The sequence below is a fragment of the Mesorhizobium sp. M7A.F.Ca.US.005.03.1.1 genome (genome assembly GCF_003997975.1).
GTDB lineage: Bacteria > Pseudomonadota > Alphaproteobacteria > Rhizobiales > Rhizobiaceae > Mesorhizobium > Mesorhizobium ciceri.
The window spans coordinates 39,799-56,117 of sequence record NZ_RZRO01000033.1; the positions used below are offsets into that span (position 1 = coordinate 39,799).

Annotated in this window: 18 protein-coding genes; 13 read left to right on the forward strand and 5 right to left on the reverse strand. The window is 64.9% G+C overall.

Features of this window, described 5'->3' with window-relative positions; genetic code table 11:
* Nucleotides 1-31: 31 nt before the first annotated feature.
* Together EN990_RS15930 and EN990_RS15935 are read right to left on the reverse strand one after the other, a co-directional pair.
* Nucleotides 32-292, reverse strand: a complete 261-nt coding sequence (locus EN990_RS15930; RefSeq protein ID WP_024501661.1) for a hypothetical protein — start codon at nt 290-292, stop codon at nt 32-34.
* Between the two features lie 83 nt (nt 293-375).
* Nucleotides 376-1,128 (reverse strand): thioredoxin family protein, encoded by a 753-nt coding sequence (locus EN990_RS15935; RefSeq protein WP_013530710.1) that lies wholly within the window; start codon nt 1,126-1,128, stop codon nt 376-378.
* 300 nt (nt 1,129-1,428) lie between these two features.
* Here EN990_RS15935 and EN990_RS15940 point away from each other — a divergent pair, with 300 nt between their 5' ends.
* The 3 genes from EN990_RS15940 (at nt 1,429) to EN990_RS15950 (ending at nt 4,307) form a co-directional block, all read left to right on the forward strand.
* Nucleotides 1,429-2,649, forward strand: coding sequence for a helix-turn-helix domain-containing protein (locus EN990_RS15940; protein ID WP_127385327.1), 1,221 nt, complete (start codon nt 1,429-1,431; stop codon nt 2,647-2,649).
* Nucleotides 2,650-2,682: 33 nt separating this feature from the next.
* The gene (locus tag EN990_RS15945; RefSeq protein ID WP_013530712.1) at nt 2,683-3,315 is read left to right on the forward strand and encodes a PQQ-binding-like beta-propeller repeat protein; all 633 of its coding nucleotides are present in this window, start codon (nt 2,683-2,685) and stop codon (nt 3,313-3,315) included.
* A 143-nt stretch (nt 3,316-3,458) separates the two neighbouring features.
* Complete coding sequence (locus tag EN990_RS15950; RefSeq protein ID WP_127369515.1) at nt 3,459-4,307, forward strand: aldo/keto reductase; 849 nt, start codon at nt 3,459-3,461, stop codon at nt 4,305-4,307.
* A 96-nt stretch (nt 4,308-4,403) separates the two neighbouring features.
* Here the strand turns inward: EN990_RS15950 and EN990_RS15955 are convergent, their stop codons facing one another.
* Nucleotides 4,404-4,709 carry a hypothetical protein gene (locus tag EN990_RS15955; protein ID WP_013530714.1) on the reverse strand — a complete coding sequence of 102 codons (306 nt, stop codon included), beginning with the start codon at nt 4,707-4,709 and terminating at the stop codon, nt 4,404-4,406.
* Nucleotides 4,710-4,917: 208 nt separating this feature from the next.
* Between EN990_RS15955 and EN990_RS15960 the strand changes: the two genes are divergently transcribed.
* Nucleotides 4,918-6,420 (forward strand): ATP-binding protein, encoded by a 1,503-nt coding sequence (locus EN990_RS15960; protein ID WP_013530715.1) that lies wholly within the window; start codon nt 4,918-4,920, stop codon nt 6,418-6,420.
* Nucleotides 6,421-6,552: 132 nt separating this feature from the next.
* Here the strand turns inward: EN990_RS15960 and EN990_RS15965 are convergent, their stop codons facing one another.
* Together EN990_RS15965 and EN990_RS15970 are read right to left on the reverse strand one after the other, a co-directional pair.
* On the reverse strand, nt 6,553-7,335 hold the full coding sequence (locus tag EN990_RS15965) for an SDR family oxidoreductase (protein ID WP_063172588.1): 783 nt from the start codon (nt 7,333-7,335) through the stop codon (nt 6,553-6,555).
* Between the two features lie 170 nt (nt 7,336-7,505).
* Nucleotides 7,506-7,784, reverse strand: coding sequence for an usg protein (locus EN990_RS15970; protein ID WP_084015824.1), 279 nt, complete (start codon nt 7,782-7,784; stop codon nt 7,506-7,508).
* A gap of 336 nt (nt 7,785-8,120) precedes the next feature.
* On the opposite strand from EN990_RS15970, the gene groES reads away from it, so the two are divergent.
* The 9 genes from groES to EN990_RS16015 all read left to right on the forward strand — a co-directional run bounded on the left by groES (nt 8,121) and on the right by EN990_RS16015 (nt 16,294).
* Entirely contained in the window at nt 8,121-8,435 is a 315-nt protein-coding gene (gene groES, locus EN990_RS15975) for a co-chaperone GroES (protein ID WP_013530718.1), read from the forward strand.
* Nucleotides 8,436-8,490: 55 nt separating this feature from the next.
* Nucleotides 8,491-10,122: a chaperonin GroEL gene (gene groL, locus EN990_RS15980; RefSeq protein WP_127385726.1), complete on the forward strand. Its 1,632-nt coding sequence runs from the start codon at nt 8,491-8,493 to the stop codon at nt 10,120-10,122.
* A gap of 79 nt (nt 10,123-10,201) precedes the next feature.
* Nucleotides 10,202-10,420 carry a hypothetical protein gene (locus EN990_RS15985; protein ID WP_245469186.1) on the forward strand — a complete coding sequence of 73 codons (219 nt, stop codon included), beginning with the start codon at nt 10,202-10,204 and terminating at the stop codon, nt 10,418-10,420.
* Between the two features lie 98 nt (nt 10,421-10,518).
* A complete protein-coding gene (locus EN990_RS15990) occupies nt 10,519-10,812 on the forward strand; it encodes a DUF982 domain-containing protein (RefSeq protein WP_127369724.1) in 294 nt (97 codons plus the stop codon).
* 335 nt (nt 10,813-11,147) lie between these two features.
* Nucleotides 11,148-12,032, forward strand: a complete 885-nt coding sequence (locus EN990_RS15995) for an AraC family transcriptional regulator (RefSeq protein ID WP_013530722.1) — start codon at nt 11,148-11,150, stop codon at nt 12,030-12,032.
* Between the two features lie 248 nt (nt 12,033-12,280).
* Nucleotides 12,281-13,369 carry a sugar ABC transporter substrate-binding protein gene (locus EN990_RS16000; protein ID WP_013530723.1) on the forward strand — a complete coding sequence of 363 codons (1,089 nt, stop codon included), beginning with the start codon at nt 12,281-12,283 and terminating at the stop codon, nt 13,367-13,369.
* A 96-nt stretch (nt 13,370-13,465) separates the two neighbouring features.
* The gene (locus tag EN990_RS16005; protein ID WP_013530724.1) at nt 13,466-14,287 is read left to right on the forward strand and encodes an ATP-binding cassette domain-containing protein; all 822 of its coding nucleotides are present in this window, start codon (nt 13,466-13,468) and stop codon (nt 14,285-14,287) included.
* Entirely contained in the window at nt 14,284-15,543 is a 1,260-nt protein-coding gene (locus tag EN990_RS16010) for an ABC transporter permease (protein ID WP_024501652.1), read from the forward strand. Before EN990_RS16005 ends, EN990_RS16010 begins: the two co-directional genes overlap by 4 nt.
* Nucleotides 15,544-15,565: 22 nt before the next feature.
* Nucleotides 15,566-16,294 carry an SDR family oxidoreductase gene (locus EN990_RS16015; RefSeq protein ID WP_024501651.1) on the forward strand — a complete coding sequence of 243 codons (729 nt, stop codon included), beginning with the start codon at nt 15,566-15,568 and terminating at the stop codon, nt 16,292-16,294.
* The last annotated feature ends 25 nt before the right edge of the window (nt 16,295-16,319 follow it).

The window sequence follows — 16,319 nt, forward strand, 5'->3', positions numbered from 1 at the left end:
CGATGTGTGGGGTGTCTAGAATTGCAAGGGCCTAGCGGGCCTGCCGGCCGGAGATCACCCGCAGCCAGGGCGCCAGATGAAAGGCGCTCATCAGCAGATACATCGCAGCCATGCCCGTGAGGGGCGAGGCGTCGGTGCCCATGCACTGCATGGCCGCATCGCCGCTGAAGATGCAGGTGAGCAGCGCCATCACGGCGAAGGTCGGTGCCGCGGCAAGGCAAAGCCAGTCGGCCAGCCCGAGGGTGGCGGCTTCTGGGATCGTGCTGCCGGCACCTGTGTGGATATCGCTCATCGCCTTGATCCTTGATGATCATGCCAGCCACGACAGGTTCCTCTCTCCACGGAGTGGGGAGAGGAACCCAGACTGGACAACCGTTACTGCTCGCCCTTGTCGCGGAATGCGGCCTCACCGGCAGCAGACACTTCTTCCCATTTCTTGTCGGCCCCGGCGTCGTAATTGTCGTGCCAGTTCCACCAGGAGTAGAGTGGAGTCTGCGGATAGCCTTCGGGCGAATCCTCCCAGATTTCCTGGCGGCCGAGCGGCGTCGCGTCGAGATAGCTCCAGACGGTGCCCATCGCTTCGTCGCCGCGGCTGTTAATCAAGTAGGTGCGGAAGATACGATCGCCGTCACGGATGAAGACGTTGTGGCCGTGCCATTCGTCGACACCGAAGTCCTTGTCGAAACTGTCAGTGATTGTGTACCAGGGCATCTGCCAGCCCATCCGCTGCTTCAGCCGCGCAATGTCGGCCTGCGGGGCACGCGAAGCGTAGGCAAGCGTGGTGTTGCGGGCGTTGAGATGGGCGAGGTGGCCGACCTGGTCGGCGCCCAGCGAACAGCCGCGGCAGGCGTGATCGGGCCAGCCATGCACGCCGGGCTCGAAGAAGGCGCGATAGACGATCAGCTGGCGGCGGCCTTCGAACAGATCGAGCAGGCTCGCTCTGCCGTTCGGTCCCTCGAACACATAGGCCTTGTCGACTTCCATCCACGGCATGCGCCGGCGCTCGGCGGCCAATGCGTCCTTGGCGCGCAGTGTTGCCTTTTCCTTCACCAGCATCTGTTCGCGGGCGGCTTCCCAGTCCTGCCTCGAAACGATGGGCGGGGTCTTCATTGCGATGTGCTTGGTCATTGGTCGTCTCCTTTGCCAGTCGGTTGTCGCTTGCTGTCAGCCAGAATAGGGCGGTGAAGCGGGAGGGAGGGAGTTACAAGTGTGACGGGATTTGCAGGAGCCGGCCCGTCGCAGCAGGGGTGGCGCATCCTCACGGTGCCTTCGGCCGGGTGGAGAGGAGTGTCGGTTGGCATTGTCGGTTCTCCCTTGGCGTGCCGCGCGTTGCCGATAGTTGCCGATGCGGCTTGCCGGTTGACGGTACGGATTTAAGTTAGGGCGGCGACGCACAAGGGTGGGAGTTACAAGTGTGACGGGATTTGAATGGATTCGCTGATCACCGCGGCTGCGCTGGCACTGGCCGGAGGCGACCCGCTCGGCGCGCTGGATCGCGTCGCCTTGCGCGAAGACCCGCCGGCGCTGGCGCTGCGCGGCATTGCCATGGCGCAGCTCGGCGATCTCGATCGCGCCAAGGCGCTGCTGCGGCGTGCCGCGCGCGGCTTCGGCCCGAAAGAGGCGGTAGCGCGTGCCAGATGCGTCGTTGCCGAGGCCGAGATCGCGCTGGTCTCGCGGGATCTCGGCTGGCCGGCCAAGGCTTTAGATGCGGCGCGGGCGACGCTGGAAAAGCGTGGCGACCGGCTGAACGCAGCGCATGCCGGCCACCTCAAGGTGCGGCGCCTGCTATTGATCGGCCGTCTCGACGAGGCCGAAGACGTGCTGGCGGGGCTCGACCCGGCACCGCTTCCGCCGGCCTCGCGCGCCGCCCACGAACTGGCCGTCGCCGGCATCGCGATGCGGCGCCTCAAGACGAAGCCGGCGCGCAGGGCGTTGGAGTGGGCACGCCACGCCGCCCGCCAGGCCGGCATTGCGGGGCTCATCGCTGAAGTCGACCGCGCATTCCTGGCGCTGGACACGCCGGCGGCACGGCTGATCGCGGCTGGCGAGCAGCGCCCGTTGCTGCTTGAGGACGTCGAGGCGTTGCAGGCGTCGCCGGCGCTGCTGGTCGATAATTTCCGATATGTCGTGCGCCAACAGGAGAAAACGGTCTCGCTGGCCACGCGCCCGGTTCTGTTCGCGCTGGCCCGTACGCTCGCCGAAGCGTGGCCAGGCGATGTGTCCAGGGCGACGCTGATCGCGCAAGCCTTCGGCGGCAGGCACGCCGATGAATCGCATCGGGCGCGGCTGCGGGTCGAGATCGGTCGGCTGCGCACCGAATTGCGGAGCCTGGCCGACATCGGCGCCACCAGCCAGGGCTTCGCGCTGGCGCCGCGCCAGGCACGCGAGGTGCTGGTGCTGGCGCGGCCGATCGAGGAGCGGCACGCGGCGGTGCTGGCTTTCCTTGCCGACGGTGAATCCTGGGCGAGTTCGGCGTTGGCGCTGGCGCTTGGCACCGGGCAGCGCAGCGTGCAGCGGGCGTTGGAGCAGCTTGGCGAGGCCGGCAAGGTGCAGTTTTTCGGTCACGGCCGGGCGCGCCGCTGGATGACGCCTCCACTGGTGGGATTCACGACCACCTTGTTACTCCCGGCCCCGCTGCCGAACGGTTAGGAAGTGACATCGGATCTCAATGAGGACAAGGACATGAAACAGTCAACGGCCGAAATCCTGCGCGAATACGGACCCTTTGCCGATGTGGAGAGGGTGCATGGGGTGAGCTTTGACGGCAGCAATGTCTGGTTTGCCTCGGGCGAGAAGCTGAACGCCTTCGATCCGGAGAGCGGGCAGAACCTGCGCTCGATCGATGTCGCGGCGCATGCCGGCACCGCCTGGGACGGCCAGCATTTCTTCCAGCTTGCCAACGACCTGATACAGAAGATCGACCCTGATACCGGCCAGGTGTTGGCGACTATTCCGGCGCCCGGTGGTGGCGGCGATTCCGGGCTGACCTGGGCCGAAGGAACGCTCTGGGTGGGACAATACCGCGAACGCAAGATCCACCAGGTCGACCCGGAAACCGGTGCGATCCTGCGCACCATCGAATCCAACCGCTTCGTCACCGGGGTGACATGGGTCGAGGGCGAGCTGTGGCACGCCACCTGGGAAGGCGACCAGAGCGACCTGCGCCGCGTCGACCCGAAATCAGGCAAGGTTCTGGAGAAGCTCGACATGCCGGCCGGGATGGGCGTGTCGGGGCTGGAATCCGATGGCGGCGACCGCCTTTATTGCGGCAGCACATCCGCCGGGGTGGTGCGGGCGGTGCGCCGGCCGCGGTGAGGATGCGGCCGACGCCGAAGTCACACTTGCAGGCGCACTTCACACGGCAATTTGTCCGCTGTCGGCTGGCCGTTGCCCCTTGTCGGACCTAGATAGGCTGTGCGCCGGGCGGACGCCCGGCCCAGCTTTGCAAAGGATCCCTCATGCCTGAACAGCCCATCATGCCCGAACAGATTGCATTGAACGACGGCTCCGCCATTCCCCAACTCGGCCTCGGTGTGTGGCAGGTCGACCAGGACATCACCGCCGACGTGGTGGGTTGGGGCATCGAGGCCGGCTATCGCCTGATCGACACCGCCGAAGGCTATCAGAACGAGGAAGGGGTCGGAGAGGCGATCCGCAGTGCCGGCGTGCCGCGGGCTGAGCTGTTCATCACCTCGAAACTGCGCAACGGCGCGCACCAGCGCGATGCGGCCTTGCGCGCCTTCGACGAGACGATGGAGAAGCTCGGCGTCGAACAGATCGACCTGTTCCTGATCCACTGGCCTGTGCCCAGCCAGGACAAATATGTCGAGGCCTGGAAGACGCTGGTCGAACTCAGGCAGGCCGGCCGCATCAAATCGATCGGCGTTTCGAACTTCAACCAGGACCATCTGGAGCGGATCATCGGCGAGACCGGTGTGACGCCCGTCGTCAACCAGATCGAGCTGCATCCCCAGTTCCAGCAGCGCGGTGTCAGGGACTTTCATGCCAAGCACGACATCCGTATCGAAAGCTGGAGCCCTCTGGGCAGCGGCCGGCTGCTCGGCGATCCGACCATTGCAGGCATCGCCAAAAAACATGGCAAGTCCGTCGCACAGGCGATCATCCGCTGGCATCTCCAGGAGGGGCTGATCGTCATTCCAAAGTCGATCCGCAGGGATCGCATCGCCGCCAATTTCGATGTCTTCGATTTCGAACTGGATGCGCAGGACCTGCAGACGATCCGCGGCATGGATTCGCCCGAGGGCCGCAACGGACCCAACCCCGCCACAGCCGCGTTCCTGTTCTGAGAGGTAAGTTTTAACGAGCTGGCAACGAAACTGCTAATCTCCCCCACGAGGGGGGAGATTGGCAGCTTTGCGGCTTTCGCCAATTTCTTGCGCCCCTCAAATCCCGGACCCATCCAACTGCTGGGCGTCTTCACCTTCCCAGGGCGCCGGCATCGACGCGCGGCTAAGGTTGGCGGTGGGCAGCGGCATCCAGCATTTCAGTTCCGGGTCGGCGTATTCGATGACGCGCCCGGGCGAAGAGTCCGACGCGCGCCAGCCTTCCGAGGCGAACTGGTCGGCACGCGACCAATAGGCAAGGTCGACTTCCGCCGGTCCCTGCTCGGACGGACGCACAGTGACCAGGATGCGGCTGCCGTCCTTCGGCGCCGTCGACATGTGGCGCCACCGTTCGGGCTCGTCCATCGCATTCCTCCTCGCACTCGTAGCGTTGGGAGGAGTGTCGCCTCGTGGTCCGAAGGGGTCAACCCAAAGTTTGCGCCAGGCATCGGCTGATGACCCCTCCAGACGGTGCCTGCACAGTTGTGCGCAACACGCCGCGGGCGGTCATGCACGCTCGACGGGCCGTGACCCAGTTGATAAGCCCGTCTGCGAAAGGAGCGCCTGAGTCGAGATGACCGTTGCGATCGAGATGGGACAGACGACCGCAGGCGCCCCGGCGAAGCTGGATCTCGAGGAACTGCTCGCGACGCGCCTTTTGGTGCAGGGCAATTCGGGCTCCGGCAAGTCGCATCTGCTGCGGCGCCTGCTGGAGCAGAGCGCGCCCTGGGTGCAGCAGACCATCATCGATCCCGAGGGCGACTTCGTTTCGCTGGGCGACCGTTACGGCCATCTGGTGATCGATGCCGAGCAGCATACCGAGCGCGGCCTGCAGGCGGCAGGCGAGCGGGCGCGCATGCATCGCGTCTCCACCGTGCTCAATCTCGAAGGGCTCGACGCCGAGAACCAGATGCGGCGTGCCGCCGCCTTCCTCGGCGGGCTGTTCGAGGTCGCCCGTGACCACTGGTACCCGATGCTGGTGGTGGTGGACGAGGCGCAGCTGTTCGCGCCGGCGGTGGCCGGCGAGGTTTCCGACGAGGCGCGAAAGCTCTCGCTCGGCGCGATGACCAATTTGATGTGCCGTGGCCGAAAGCGCGGGCTGGCCGGCATCATCGCCACCCAGCGGCTGGCAAAGCTCGCCAAGAACGTCGCCGCCGAGGCGTCCAACTTCCTCATGGGCCGCACCTTCCTCGATATCGACATGGCGCGTGCCGCCGACCTTCTGGGCATGGAGCGGCGCCAGGCGGAGGCGTTTCGCGATCTGGAACGCGGGCAGTTCATGGCGCTCGGCCCGGCGCTGTCGCGCCGTCCGCTGGGCCTGCGCATCGGCCCGACGGATACGAGCCCGCGCAACGGAACGCCGCGGCTGATGGCGATGCCGGAAGCAGCACTCGAGGATGCACGCGCGATCATCCTGGCGGCGCCGCCGCCCGAAACGGTGCGCACGCCGCGCCGCCCGGCGTCGCCGGACCTGCTCGACCAGTTGATGGCGGCGAAGTCGGCGGCCTTGGAAATCCGCCCCGAACCGGCGGAGCCGCAAGTCAGCGCCGAGGATCTGGCCGAGCGCCGCGAGCGCGTGGACCGCGTGCTGCGCGCCATCCTGGCGCAGCCCGACGCCGGTTTTCGCGTAATCGGGGTACTCTATCAGGAGTTCGTGGTCCGCTGCCGCATCGAAGGCCTGGCCTCGGTCGTGCCCGACCTGCCGGAGTTCCGCCGCATGCTGACGCGCGCCCGGGCCGGCCTTGGGTCAGAGACGACGCAGGACGACGCATGGCGGGACGTTTCCGTCCGCGCGTCGCTGCTGCCCGACGACATGCAGGGCGTGTTCATGATGATTGCCCGCGCGGCGAAGGAGGGCTGGCCTTGCCCGAGCGACGCCGCGATCGCCCGCGCCTACGGCTCGCACTCGCTGCGCCGCGCCCGGCGCCTGTTGACCTATATCGAGGAGCAGGGCCTCATCGTCTGCCAGCTCGACGGGACAGGCCGGCGCACCGTGACACTGGTCGAATTGGCCTGGGCCACCGCACCGGGAGATCCGAATGCCGAGGAGGTGGAGCAGGGAAGCCTGGCACTGTGAGGCGGCGCGGGTGCTTTGAGCGAATGATGCGATAGGCTTTTCAGTCACCGTCATCGCGACAAATTTCTGATGGCAACCGTGAAATCGCCGACGGCGAGATGCGTCATGCAGGCGCTTGCGTTTCGATGGCGCTCACCGGTTCGCCCCAATCACCCACTGTTCCTGGTCGACGAGCGTGCCGGTCATCGGCCCGGCAGCATCCGAAAGCAGGAAGACGGCGAGGTTGGCGATATCGCTGGTCGAGAACAGGCGGCCGAAGGGTTGCGAGGCGTTGGCGGCATCGAGCCAGCCCGGCCCGTTGCCCAGCGTGTCGGCCTGCATGACGCGTTCGGCCGGCGTGTCGGTCCAGCCGACATTGATGCCGTTGACGCGGATGCGATCGAAGCGATGGGCGTTGGCGGCGTTTTTGGTCAGCGTGGCCAGCGCGCCCTTGCTTGCGGAATAGACGGCGAGCTCCGGCGAGCCGCAATGGGCGTTGATCGACAGGATGTTGACGATGGCGCCGCGCTCTCCGCGCTTCTTCATGTCGGCGATGGCCGCCTGCATGAGGAAGAACGGCGCCCGCGCGTTGACCGCGAACAGCGAGGCCCAGCCGTCGAGATCGGCATCGACGAAGGAGGCCCGGTCGGTCAGTCCTGCGGCGTTGACCAGCGCATCGATGCGGCCGAAGCGCTCGATGCAGGCTTGCGCCAAAAGGGCAGGGGCTGCCGGGTCGGCGAGGTCGGCGGCGACGAAAACCGTCGGCGTGCCGAGCCGCGAAAGCTCTTCCGCAACGGCATCGCCGCGCGTCTTCTCGCGCCCGGTGACGAGCAGGCCGCCGGCGCCGCAGCGCGCCAGCGTCTCGGCGATGGCGCGGCCAATGCCTTGCGTCGAGCCGGTGACCAGCGCCACCTTGCCGTTGAGTTGGAGCTCCATTCCTCTTCCCCGCCTCGCATCTGATTTCAGGCTAGCGCGGCGCGATCGTTTTACAATACGGAAATTGGAAATCTTGGAGTGGAGGTTGTTGGCTGTCGCGCTGCGTGGGGCCGGCGGGAGCCTGCCCCAATGTCGTGATTCCCTACGTAGCGGAGGCCGTCGCAAAGACGCTAGTGGACCGTGATTATGCCCTCGACGGCCCGCCATTCCGAAGGCTGGATGAGCCGGTGATGAGCAACGCGAACCGAATGGAGCGGACCATCGAGTTCGCGCTCCCAATATTGGAGAAAACCCTTGAGTTCGGGAAAGGCCGGAGCGAGATCATAGTCCTGCCAGACATAGAGCTGAAGCAGGCTTGGATGATCGGGCAGGTAATAGTGGATTTCGGCCGTCGTCAGGCCATAACCTTCCATTTGCAGGCGGAATTCGTTGCTGACCGTATCGGCCATGTCTTTCTCCTTCTCCGCTGAGGCATCCAGCCGGCGGGCATTTGTGTCGAACCCGCCCAATGCCGGGCCGGGCCGATCGGTTCTGTCGACCCTCTTCAAACAACGCCGCGAGAAGCTCGCGGGTTCCGAAAATAGCCACGCCATAACAGTGCCTTGGCGCTCTTTCTTGTCGAGTATAAAAATTTTTGCGCTGGTCTCTTGAAACCGAAAAACGGCAAAACTAGCTCGATATGCGCCGCGATGCCTGACGAAGGGTCGCGGCGTTCCGCACCGGTCCGATATTGCCGGTTCGGTGCGGAGGAACCTCAAAACCTGTTTGTCCACGAGGAGAACGACATGGCGTTCCGTCCATTGCATGACCGTATTCTGGTCCGCCGCCTTGAAGCCGAGGAGAAGACCTCCGGCGGCATCATCATCCCCGATACCGCAAAGGAAAAACCGCAGGAAGGCGAAGTGCTCGCCGTCGGTCCCGGCGCCCGCGACGACAGCGGCAAGCTTGTCGAACTCGATGTCAAGGTCGGCGACCGCATCCTGTTCGGCAAATGGTCCGGCACCGAGATCAAACTCGACGGCGAGGACCTGCTCATCATGAAGGAGAGCGACGTGATGGGGATCATCGATGAGATCGCCGAAGTGAAGAAGGCCGCCTGACGGCTTCTTGTATCCAACCAGTCAACGAATGCTGCCTAGATAAAGGAGTGATCCAATGGCTGCCAAAGAAGTGAAATTCCATACCGAAGCGCGCGAGAAGATGCTGCGCGGCGTCGACATCCTTGCCAATGCGGTGAAGGTGACGCTCGGTCCCAAGGGGCGCAATGTGGTCATCGACAAGTCGTTCGGCGCGCCGCGCATCACCAAGGACGGCGTCACCGTCGCCAAGGAGATCGAACTGGAGGACAAGTTCGAGAACATGGGCGCCCAGATGGTGCGTGAGGTGGCCTCCAAGACCAACGACCTTGCCGGCGACGGCACGACGACCGCAACGGTGCTTGCACAGGCGATCGTCAGGGAAGGGGCCAAGGCGGTTGCCTCGGGTATGAACCCGATGGATCTGAAGCGCGGCATCGACAAGGCGGTCGAAGCGGTGGTCGCCGAACTGAAGACCAATGCCCGCAAGGTCACCCGAAACGACGAGATCGCGCAGGTCGGGACCATCTCCGCCAATGGCGATGCCGAAATCGGCCGCTTCCTCGCTGAGGCGATGGAGAAGGTCGGCAATGAAGGCGTCATCACGGTGGAGGAGGCCAAGACCGCCGAGACCGAGCTCGAAGTCGTGGAAGGCATGCAGTTCGATCGCGGCTACCTCTCGCCCTATTTCATCACCAACCAGGACAAGATGCGCGTGGAGCTCGACGAGCCCTATGTGCTGATCCACGAGAAGAAACTCTCCAATCTGCAAGCGATGCTGCCCGTGCTCGAAGCCGTGGTGCAGTCTGGCAAGCCGCTCCTGATCATCGCCGAGGATGTGGAGGGCGAGGCGCTTGCCACGCTGGTCGTCAACAAGCTGCGCGGCGGCCTCAAGGTCGCGGCCGTCAAGGCGCCGGGCTTCGGCGACCGCCGCAAGGCCATGCTGGAGGACATCGCCATTCTCACCGGCGGCACCGCGATCTCGGAAGATCTCGGCATCAAACTGGAAAACGTAACGCTGCAGATGCTGGGCCGCGCCAAGAAGGTGGTGATCGAGAAGGAAAACACCACCATCGTCGATGGTGTCGGCCGCAAGGAAGAGATCCAGGGCCGTGTCGCACAGATCAAGGCGCAGATCGAGGAGACCACCTCCGACTATGACCGCGAGAAGCTGCAGGAGCGGCTGGCCAAGCTTGCAGGCGGCGTTGCGGTGATCCGGGTCGGTGGCTCGACCGAGGTCGAGGTCAAGGAGCGCAAGGACCGTGTCGACGACGCACTGCATGCAACCCGCGCGGCCGTCGAGGAGGGCGTGCTGCCCGGCGGCGGCGTCGCCTTGCTGCGGGCGGCCAAGGCGCTCGATACCGTGCAGACCGACAATGCGGACCAGAGGACAGGTGTCGATATCGTGCGCCGTGCCATCGAAACGCCGGTCCGGCAGATCGCCGAGAATGCCGGCGCCGAAGGCTCGATCATTGTCGGCAAGCTGCGCGAGAAAAGCGAATTCGGTTGGGGCTGGAACGCCCAGACCAATGAATTCGGCGATCTCTTCGGCCAGGGCGTTATCGACCCGGCCAAGGTGGTGCGCACCGCCCTCCAGGACGCGGCATCGGTCGCCGGCCTGCTGGTGACCACGGAGGCCATGGTGGCCGAGAAGCCGAAGAAGGAAGCCGCCGCCCCGGCAATGCCCGCCGGCGCCGGCATGGACTTCTGAAGTCGCGGCCCAATCCGCCCGCTCCCCTGGCGGGGAGCGGGCGTCAGTCGAAGAGAGAGTGGAGGTAAAGATGGATGCAATGGCTGGCCTCGGATCCGTACCGGCTCCTACGCATCAAGCGAAGGAATTCCTGGCCTATGAAACAGAATGCAGGAACGTGCTGAAGCCGCTGCTGGCAGGGCTGCTCGACATGGCTGAAGCCGCCGGCTGGAACCGGCGAACCGCGGCGTCGGCACTGATGTTCCTCGCAGCGCAGCAAGTGTCGGCAACATCCGAGGTATCCGCCGGCAGCGGCTGAACGGAAATCGGCCAGTCCCTTCACCTATCCGCGGCGGGCCGTGCTTCCCGGTGTTCGGCCCGCCGCAGGCCCTGAACAATCGAGAGGAGGCACAAGCCATGAATCGCGGGCAATTCGAGGAACCGGTCACACTTCTGGTCGGAATGGGCTTTCCGAGGAAGATCGACAGCGTGATGGAAGCCTATGCACTGCTGCAGGACTGGCCGAGCGCCGGCCGCAACGGCGCCCATGCCATCGCACTCAACGCTTGCAAGGCGGGCATCGTCGGCGAAATCGATCCGGAGACGGTGCGGGCCACGCTGGTCAGCTTCGCGCGCCGCCACGACATACTGGTGCCTGACATGGTTACGCCGCTCGCGACGGCGGCGGGTGGTGCGCTGCGCACCAGCTGAACTACGATGACGGCGCTGCATCAGCGCCTGAACACGCTGTTCTTGCGATAGGCCAGGCGCCCACCGGACACGTTGGAATTCCGTTTCGGGCGGTAGTGTTCTCGTTGGTCAGTCGAGCGAACGCGTCAGCAAGACTGACCTGTTCTGCCCGAATAGCGCCTCTGAGCGCGCCCTTCCGGTTAAAAAAGTATCATCCATTGTCTTGAATCGTGGTGGCGCCTGTTGTCATGAGCCGGTACCGTGGCTCTTGAAATGCAGAGCCGAAACCAATTCGGCCGGTTTAGGGAATTGGGCCGAACGCGGCAAATATCCGTGCCGGCCGGGAGGAAACGGACATGGAACCGGACCTGGAAGTTGTCCAGATACGACGCGGGGAGTCCTTCAAGGCGTGGTCGCATGGCTACCCCTTCCATACGGTGCGCTGGCACTTCCATCCAGAATATGAACTGCATCAGGTAATCTTCACCAACGGCCGCTATTTCGTCGGCGACTTCATCGGCGAGTTCGAGCCGGGCAATCTGGTGCTGACGGGGCCGAACCTGCCGCACAATTGGGTCAGCGACATCCCCAAGGACAGCTCGATCCCGCTGCGCGGCCGCATCATTCAGTTTTCCGAAAGTTTCATCGGCGATGCCATGCATGTGCTGCCGGAGCTGGCGGGGCTTGCGGCTCTGCTCGAGGCGTCGCGGCGCGGCGTGCTGTTTTCCAACCGCACCAGCAAGGCGCTGGCGCCATTGATGGAAGAGATGATGCAGGCGCAGGGCGTGCGCCGCATCGAGCTGTTCATGATGATCGCCGGCCTGCTAAGCCGCGCCCAGGAATTCCAGCTGCTGGCCAGCGCCAGCTATCGGCCCGATCCGTCGGGCTACATGACCGCCGGCATGAACAAGGCGCTCGCCTATATCAGGGAGAACCTGACGCAGCTGTTCGACGAGGCGGATCTCGCCGCCATCGCCGGCCAGTCGACCGGGGCCTTCTCGCGCTCGTTTCGCCGCCACACCGGCATGTCGCTGGTGCAGTACGTCAAGCGGCTGCGCATCAATCTCGCCTGCCAGATCCTGATGAGCGACGAGCAGGCCTCGATCACCGACATCTGCTACGAGGTCGGCTTCAACAACCTGTCCAATTTCAACCGGCAGTTCCTGGCGGAGAAGGGCATGCCGCCCTCGCGCTTCAGGCGCCTGCTGGCCGACAACATCAACGCGGGAAAAGCCGCTTAACGGAGGAGCCAGGGAGGAACCAAGGGAGGATTTTTCTTTTGCATGACGGACGTGAGCCGCGTTGAGCGGTTCGCGATGGGGAACGCTTGTCTCGAATTCCTCCGTCGGCGGAGGACGTCGGCGCGGCTCGAAAGTCCAGCGCCGGACCCTGGTTCCCCTGCAGTTGGGGCGAGGGTGGATGGGTGTCTTCAGACCACCAAAGCAGTCAACGACCTTCTTACAACATATCCAGAAACGGAGAAGACCGAATGACCAAACTTTCAATTTCATTGAAGTCCACTGGCAAGTCCGCCGGCATGGCAGCGCTTGCGCTGTCGCTGCTGGCAGGCACCGCCGCTATCGCCAAGGCAGCCGAAGTCACCGACGCCACCGTCGCCTTCCTGATGCCTGATCAGGCCTCGACCCGTTACGAACAGCATGATTATCCCGGCTTCGCCGCCGAGATGAAGAAGCTATGCCCGGGCTGCAAGGTGCTCTACCAGAACGCCGATGCCGACGCCTCGCGCCAGCAGCAGCAGTTCAACTCGGTGATCTCGCAGGGCGCCAAGGCGATTGTGCTCGACCCCGTCGACTCGACCGCCGCCGCCTCGCTGGTCAAGCTGGCGCAGAGCCAGGGCATCAAGGTCATAGCCTATGACCGGCCAATCCCGACAGCGCCGGCCGACTTCTATGTCTCGTTCAACAATGAAGGCATCGGCAAGGCCATCGCCGATTCGCTGGTCGAGCACCTGAAGGCGCTGAAGGTCGATCCGGCCACCGGCGGCGTTTTACAGATCAACGGTTCGCCGACCGACGCGGCGGCCGGCCTGATCAAGAAGGGCATCCATGCCGGCCTCGACAACAGCGGCTACAAGATCCTGGCCGAATACGACACGCCGGAATGGGCGCCGCCGAAGGCGCAGCAATGGGCCGGCGGCCAGATCACCCGCTTCGGCCCGAAAATCCTCGGCGTGGTTGCCGCCAATGACGGCACCGGTGGCGGCGCCATCGCGGCCTTCAAGGCGGCCGGCGTCGATCCGGTGCCGCCGGTGACCGGCAATGACGCGACCATCGCAGCCTTGCAGCTGATCATCGCCGGCGACCAGTACAACACCATCTCCAAGCCGAGCGAGATCGTGGCGGCGGCCGCCGCCAACATCGCCATCAAGCTACTTTCTGGCGAGACGCCTAAGGCCGAGATGACGCTGTACGATACGCCCTCGCAGCTGTTCACGCCGGCTGTTGTGACGCAGGAAAACCTGAAGGCCGAGATCATCGACAAGAAGATCAACACCGCGGCCGAGCTCTGCGTCGATCGTTACGCGGAAGGCTGCAAGAAGCTGGGCATCGGGAACTGACCGCGACCCTTGCCCGCTCCGCTGCCTGGCCACCCGCGCGGTGGCCAGGCAGCGCTCATGCGAAATTTTTGAACCGGTTTTGAAAGGCTTCCTGGCATGACCGATACCTCGGACGAACCGGTTCCGGCAGGCGAGCTGGTGCTCAGCCTGCGCGGCGTTTCGAAGAATTTCGGCGCCGTTTCGGCGCTCACCGACATCGATCTCGATGTTCATGCAGGCGAAGTGGTGGCGCTGGTCGGCGACAATGGCGCCGGCAAGTCGACCCTGGTCAAGATCCTGGCCGGCGTGCATCAGCCGAGCTCAGGCACGATCAGTTTTCGCGGCAAGCCGGTGACGCTTGCCGATCCGAGTGCCGCGCTGACGCTCGGTATCGCCACCGTGTTCCAGGACCTGGCGCTGTGCGAGAACCTCGACATCGTCGCCAACATCTTCCTTGGCCGCGAACTCAGCCCGCTGCGGCTGGACGAGGTGGCGATGGAAGTGCGCGCCTGGACGCTGCTCAACGAGCTTTCGGCGCGCATCCCGAGTGTCCGCGAAGTGGTCGCTTCACTGTCGGGCGGCCAGCGCCAGACGGTGGCGATCGCGCGCTCGCTGCTGCTCGAACCCAAGCTCATCCTGCTCGACGAGCCGACGGCAGCGCTTGGCGTGGCGCAGACGGCGGAAGTGCTCAATTTGATCGAGCGGGTGCGCGACCGCGGCCTCGGCGTCGTCATCATCAGCCACAACATGGAAGACGTGCGCGCCGTCGCCGACCGCATCGTCGTGCTGCGGCTTGGCCGCAACAACGGCATCTTCTCGCCCGATGCCTCGAACCAGGAACTGGTCAGCGCCATCACCGGCGCTTCGAACAATTCGGTGTCGCGGCGCGCCGAGCGCAGGCAGGCCAGGCAAGACCAGACCCAGGAGCCACGCCCATGAGCCGCGAAGCCGAACAGGCTGCCCCCGTGCCGCCGCAGCTCGACCGCGCCGATGTGCGCGTCAAGCACGAGGCGGGGATCGGCGGCGCCATCCGCCGGTTCTTCGACCGGGTCCGCTCGGGCGATCTCGGCTCGCTGCCAGTGATTGTCGGGCTGGTCATCATCTGGACGGTGTTCGCCAGCATCAACCCGATCTTCCTGTCGAGCAGCAATCTGGTCAATCTGCTGTTCGATTGCTCCACCGTCGGCGTCATCGCGCTCGGCATCGTCTGCGTTTTGATGGTCGGCGAGATCGACCTGTCGGTCGGTTCGATCAGCGGCTTTGCCTCGGCCATGGTCGGCACGCTGTGGGTCAACCAGGGCTGGCCGGTGGCGCTCGCGATTCTGGCCGCTGTTGCCGTCGGCGGCTTCATCGGCGCCCTCTATGCGCTGCTGTTCAACCGGCTCGGCATGCCGAGCTTCGTCTCGACGCTGGCCGGCTTGCTGGCGGTGCTTGGCCTGCAGCTCTACATCCTCGGCTCGACCGGCTCGATCAACCTGCCCTACGGCTCGAACCTGGTGAATTTCGGCCAGTTGCTGATGATGCCCAAACTCGTCTCGTTCGCTCTGGCGGCCGTGCCGGGCATCGTCATGCTGATCACCGGCCTGCGCACCGTCGCGCGCCGCCGCGCAGCGAACCTGTCGGCGCCGTCGACCGGCGGGCTCGTCACGCGCGCGGTGGTGATTACGGTCATTCTCGAGCTCATCGTCTTCTATCTCAATCAGGCGCGCGGCATTCCGTGGATGTTCGGCCTGTTCGTCGGCCTGGTCATATCGATGCACTACGCGCTGACGCGGACCAAATGGGGCCGCTCTATGTCGGCGGTCGGCGGCAACCGCGAGGCGGCGCGGCGCGCCGGCATCAATGTGCGGCTGATCTATTCCAGCGCCTTCGTGCTGTGCTCGATGCTGGCGGCTTTCGGCGGCGTGCTGTCGGCGGCCCGCCTGGCCTCGGCCAGCCAGCAGGCCGGCACGGGCGACGTCAACCTCAACGCCATCGCAGCGGCCGTCATAGGCGGCACCAGCCTGTTCGGCGGCAGGGGCAGCGCCTATTCGGCACTGCTCGGCATCATCGTCATCCAGTCGATCGCCAGCGGCCTGACGCTGCTCGATCTGTCCTCGTCGCTTCGGTACATGATCACCGGCGCCGTGCTTGCCATCGCGGTCATCGTCGACTCGCTGGCACGCCGCTCGCGTGTCTCGCATGGCCGGGCCTGAACCCATCAACAGGAAGCAAGACATGAGCCAAGAACTGTCCGGAAAAGTTGCCGCCGTCACCGGTGCCGCGTCAGGCATCGGCCTCGAATGCGCCAGGCATATGCTGGCGGCCGGCGCCACCGTGGTGCTGGTCGACCGCGCCGAGGCGACGCTGAACAAACTGTGCGCCGAACTCGGCCCCAAAGCGATCCCGCTGGTGATCGACCTGATGCAGCCGGCAAGCGTCGCCACCATGATGCCGCAAATCCTGGAGAAGGCCGGCCAACTCGACATCTTCCATGCCAATGCCGGCGCCTATGTCGGCGGCGAGGTGGCGACCGGCGATCCCGACGTCTGGGACCGTATGCTCAACCTCAACATCAATGCCTGCTTCCGCTCGATCCAGGCAGTGCTGCCGCACATGATCGAACGCAAGACCGGCGACATCATCGTCACCAGTTCGATCGCCGGTCTGGTTCCGGTGGTATGGGAACCGATCTACACGGCCTCCAAGCACGCCGTGCAGGCCTTCGTCCACACGGTGCGCCGGCAGGTCGCCAAGCACGGCCTGCGCGTCGGCGCCGTGGCGCCCGGCCCGGTGGTGACGGCACTGGTCGACGACTGGCCGAAGGCCAAGCTCGAAGAGGAACTCGCCGCCGGCGGCCTGATGCAGCCACGCGAAGTGGCCGAAGCCGTGATGTTCATGCTGACCCGGCCGCGCAATGTGACGATAAGGGATTTGGTGATTTTGCCGCAGAGCAATGATCTCTAGGGGGAGTAGGGGAGTAGGGGAGTAG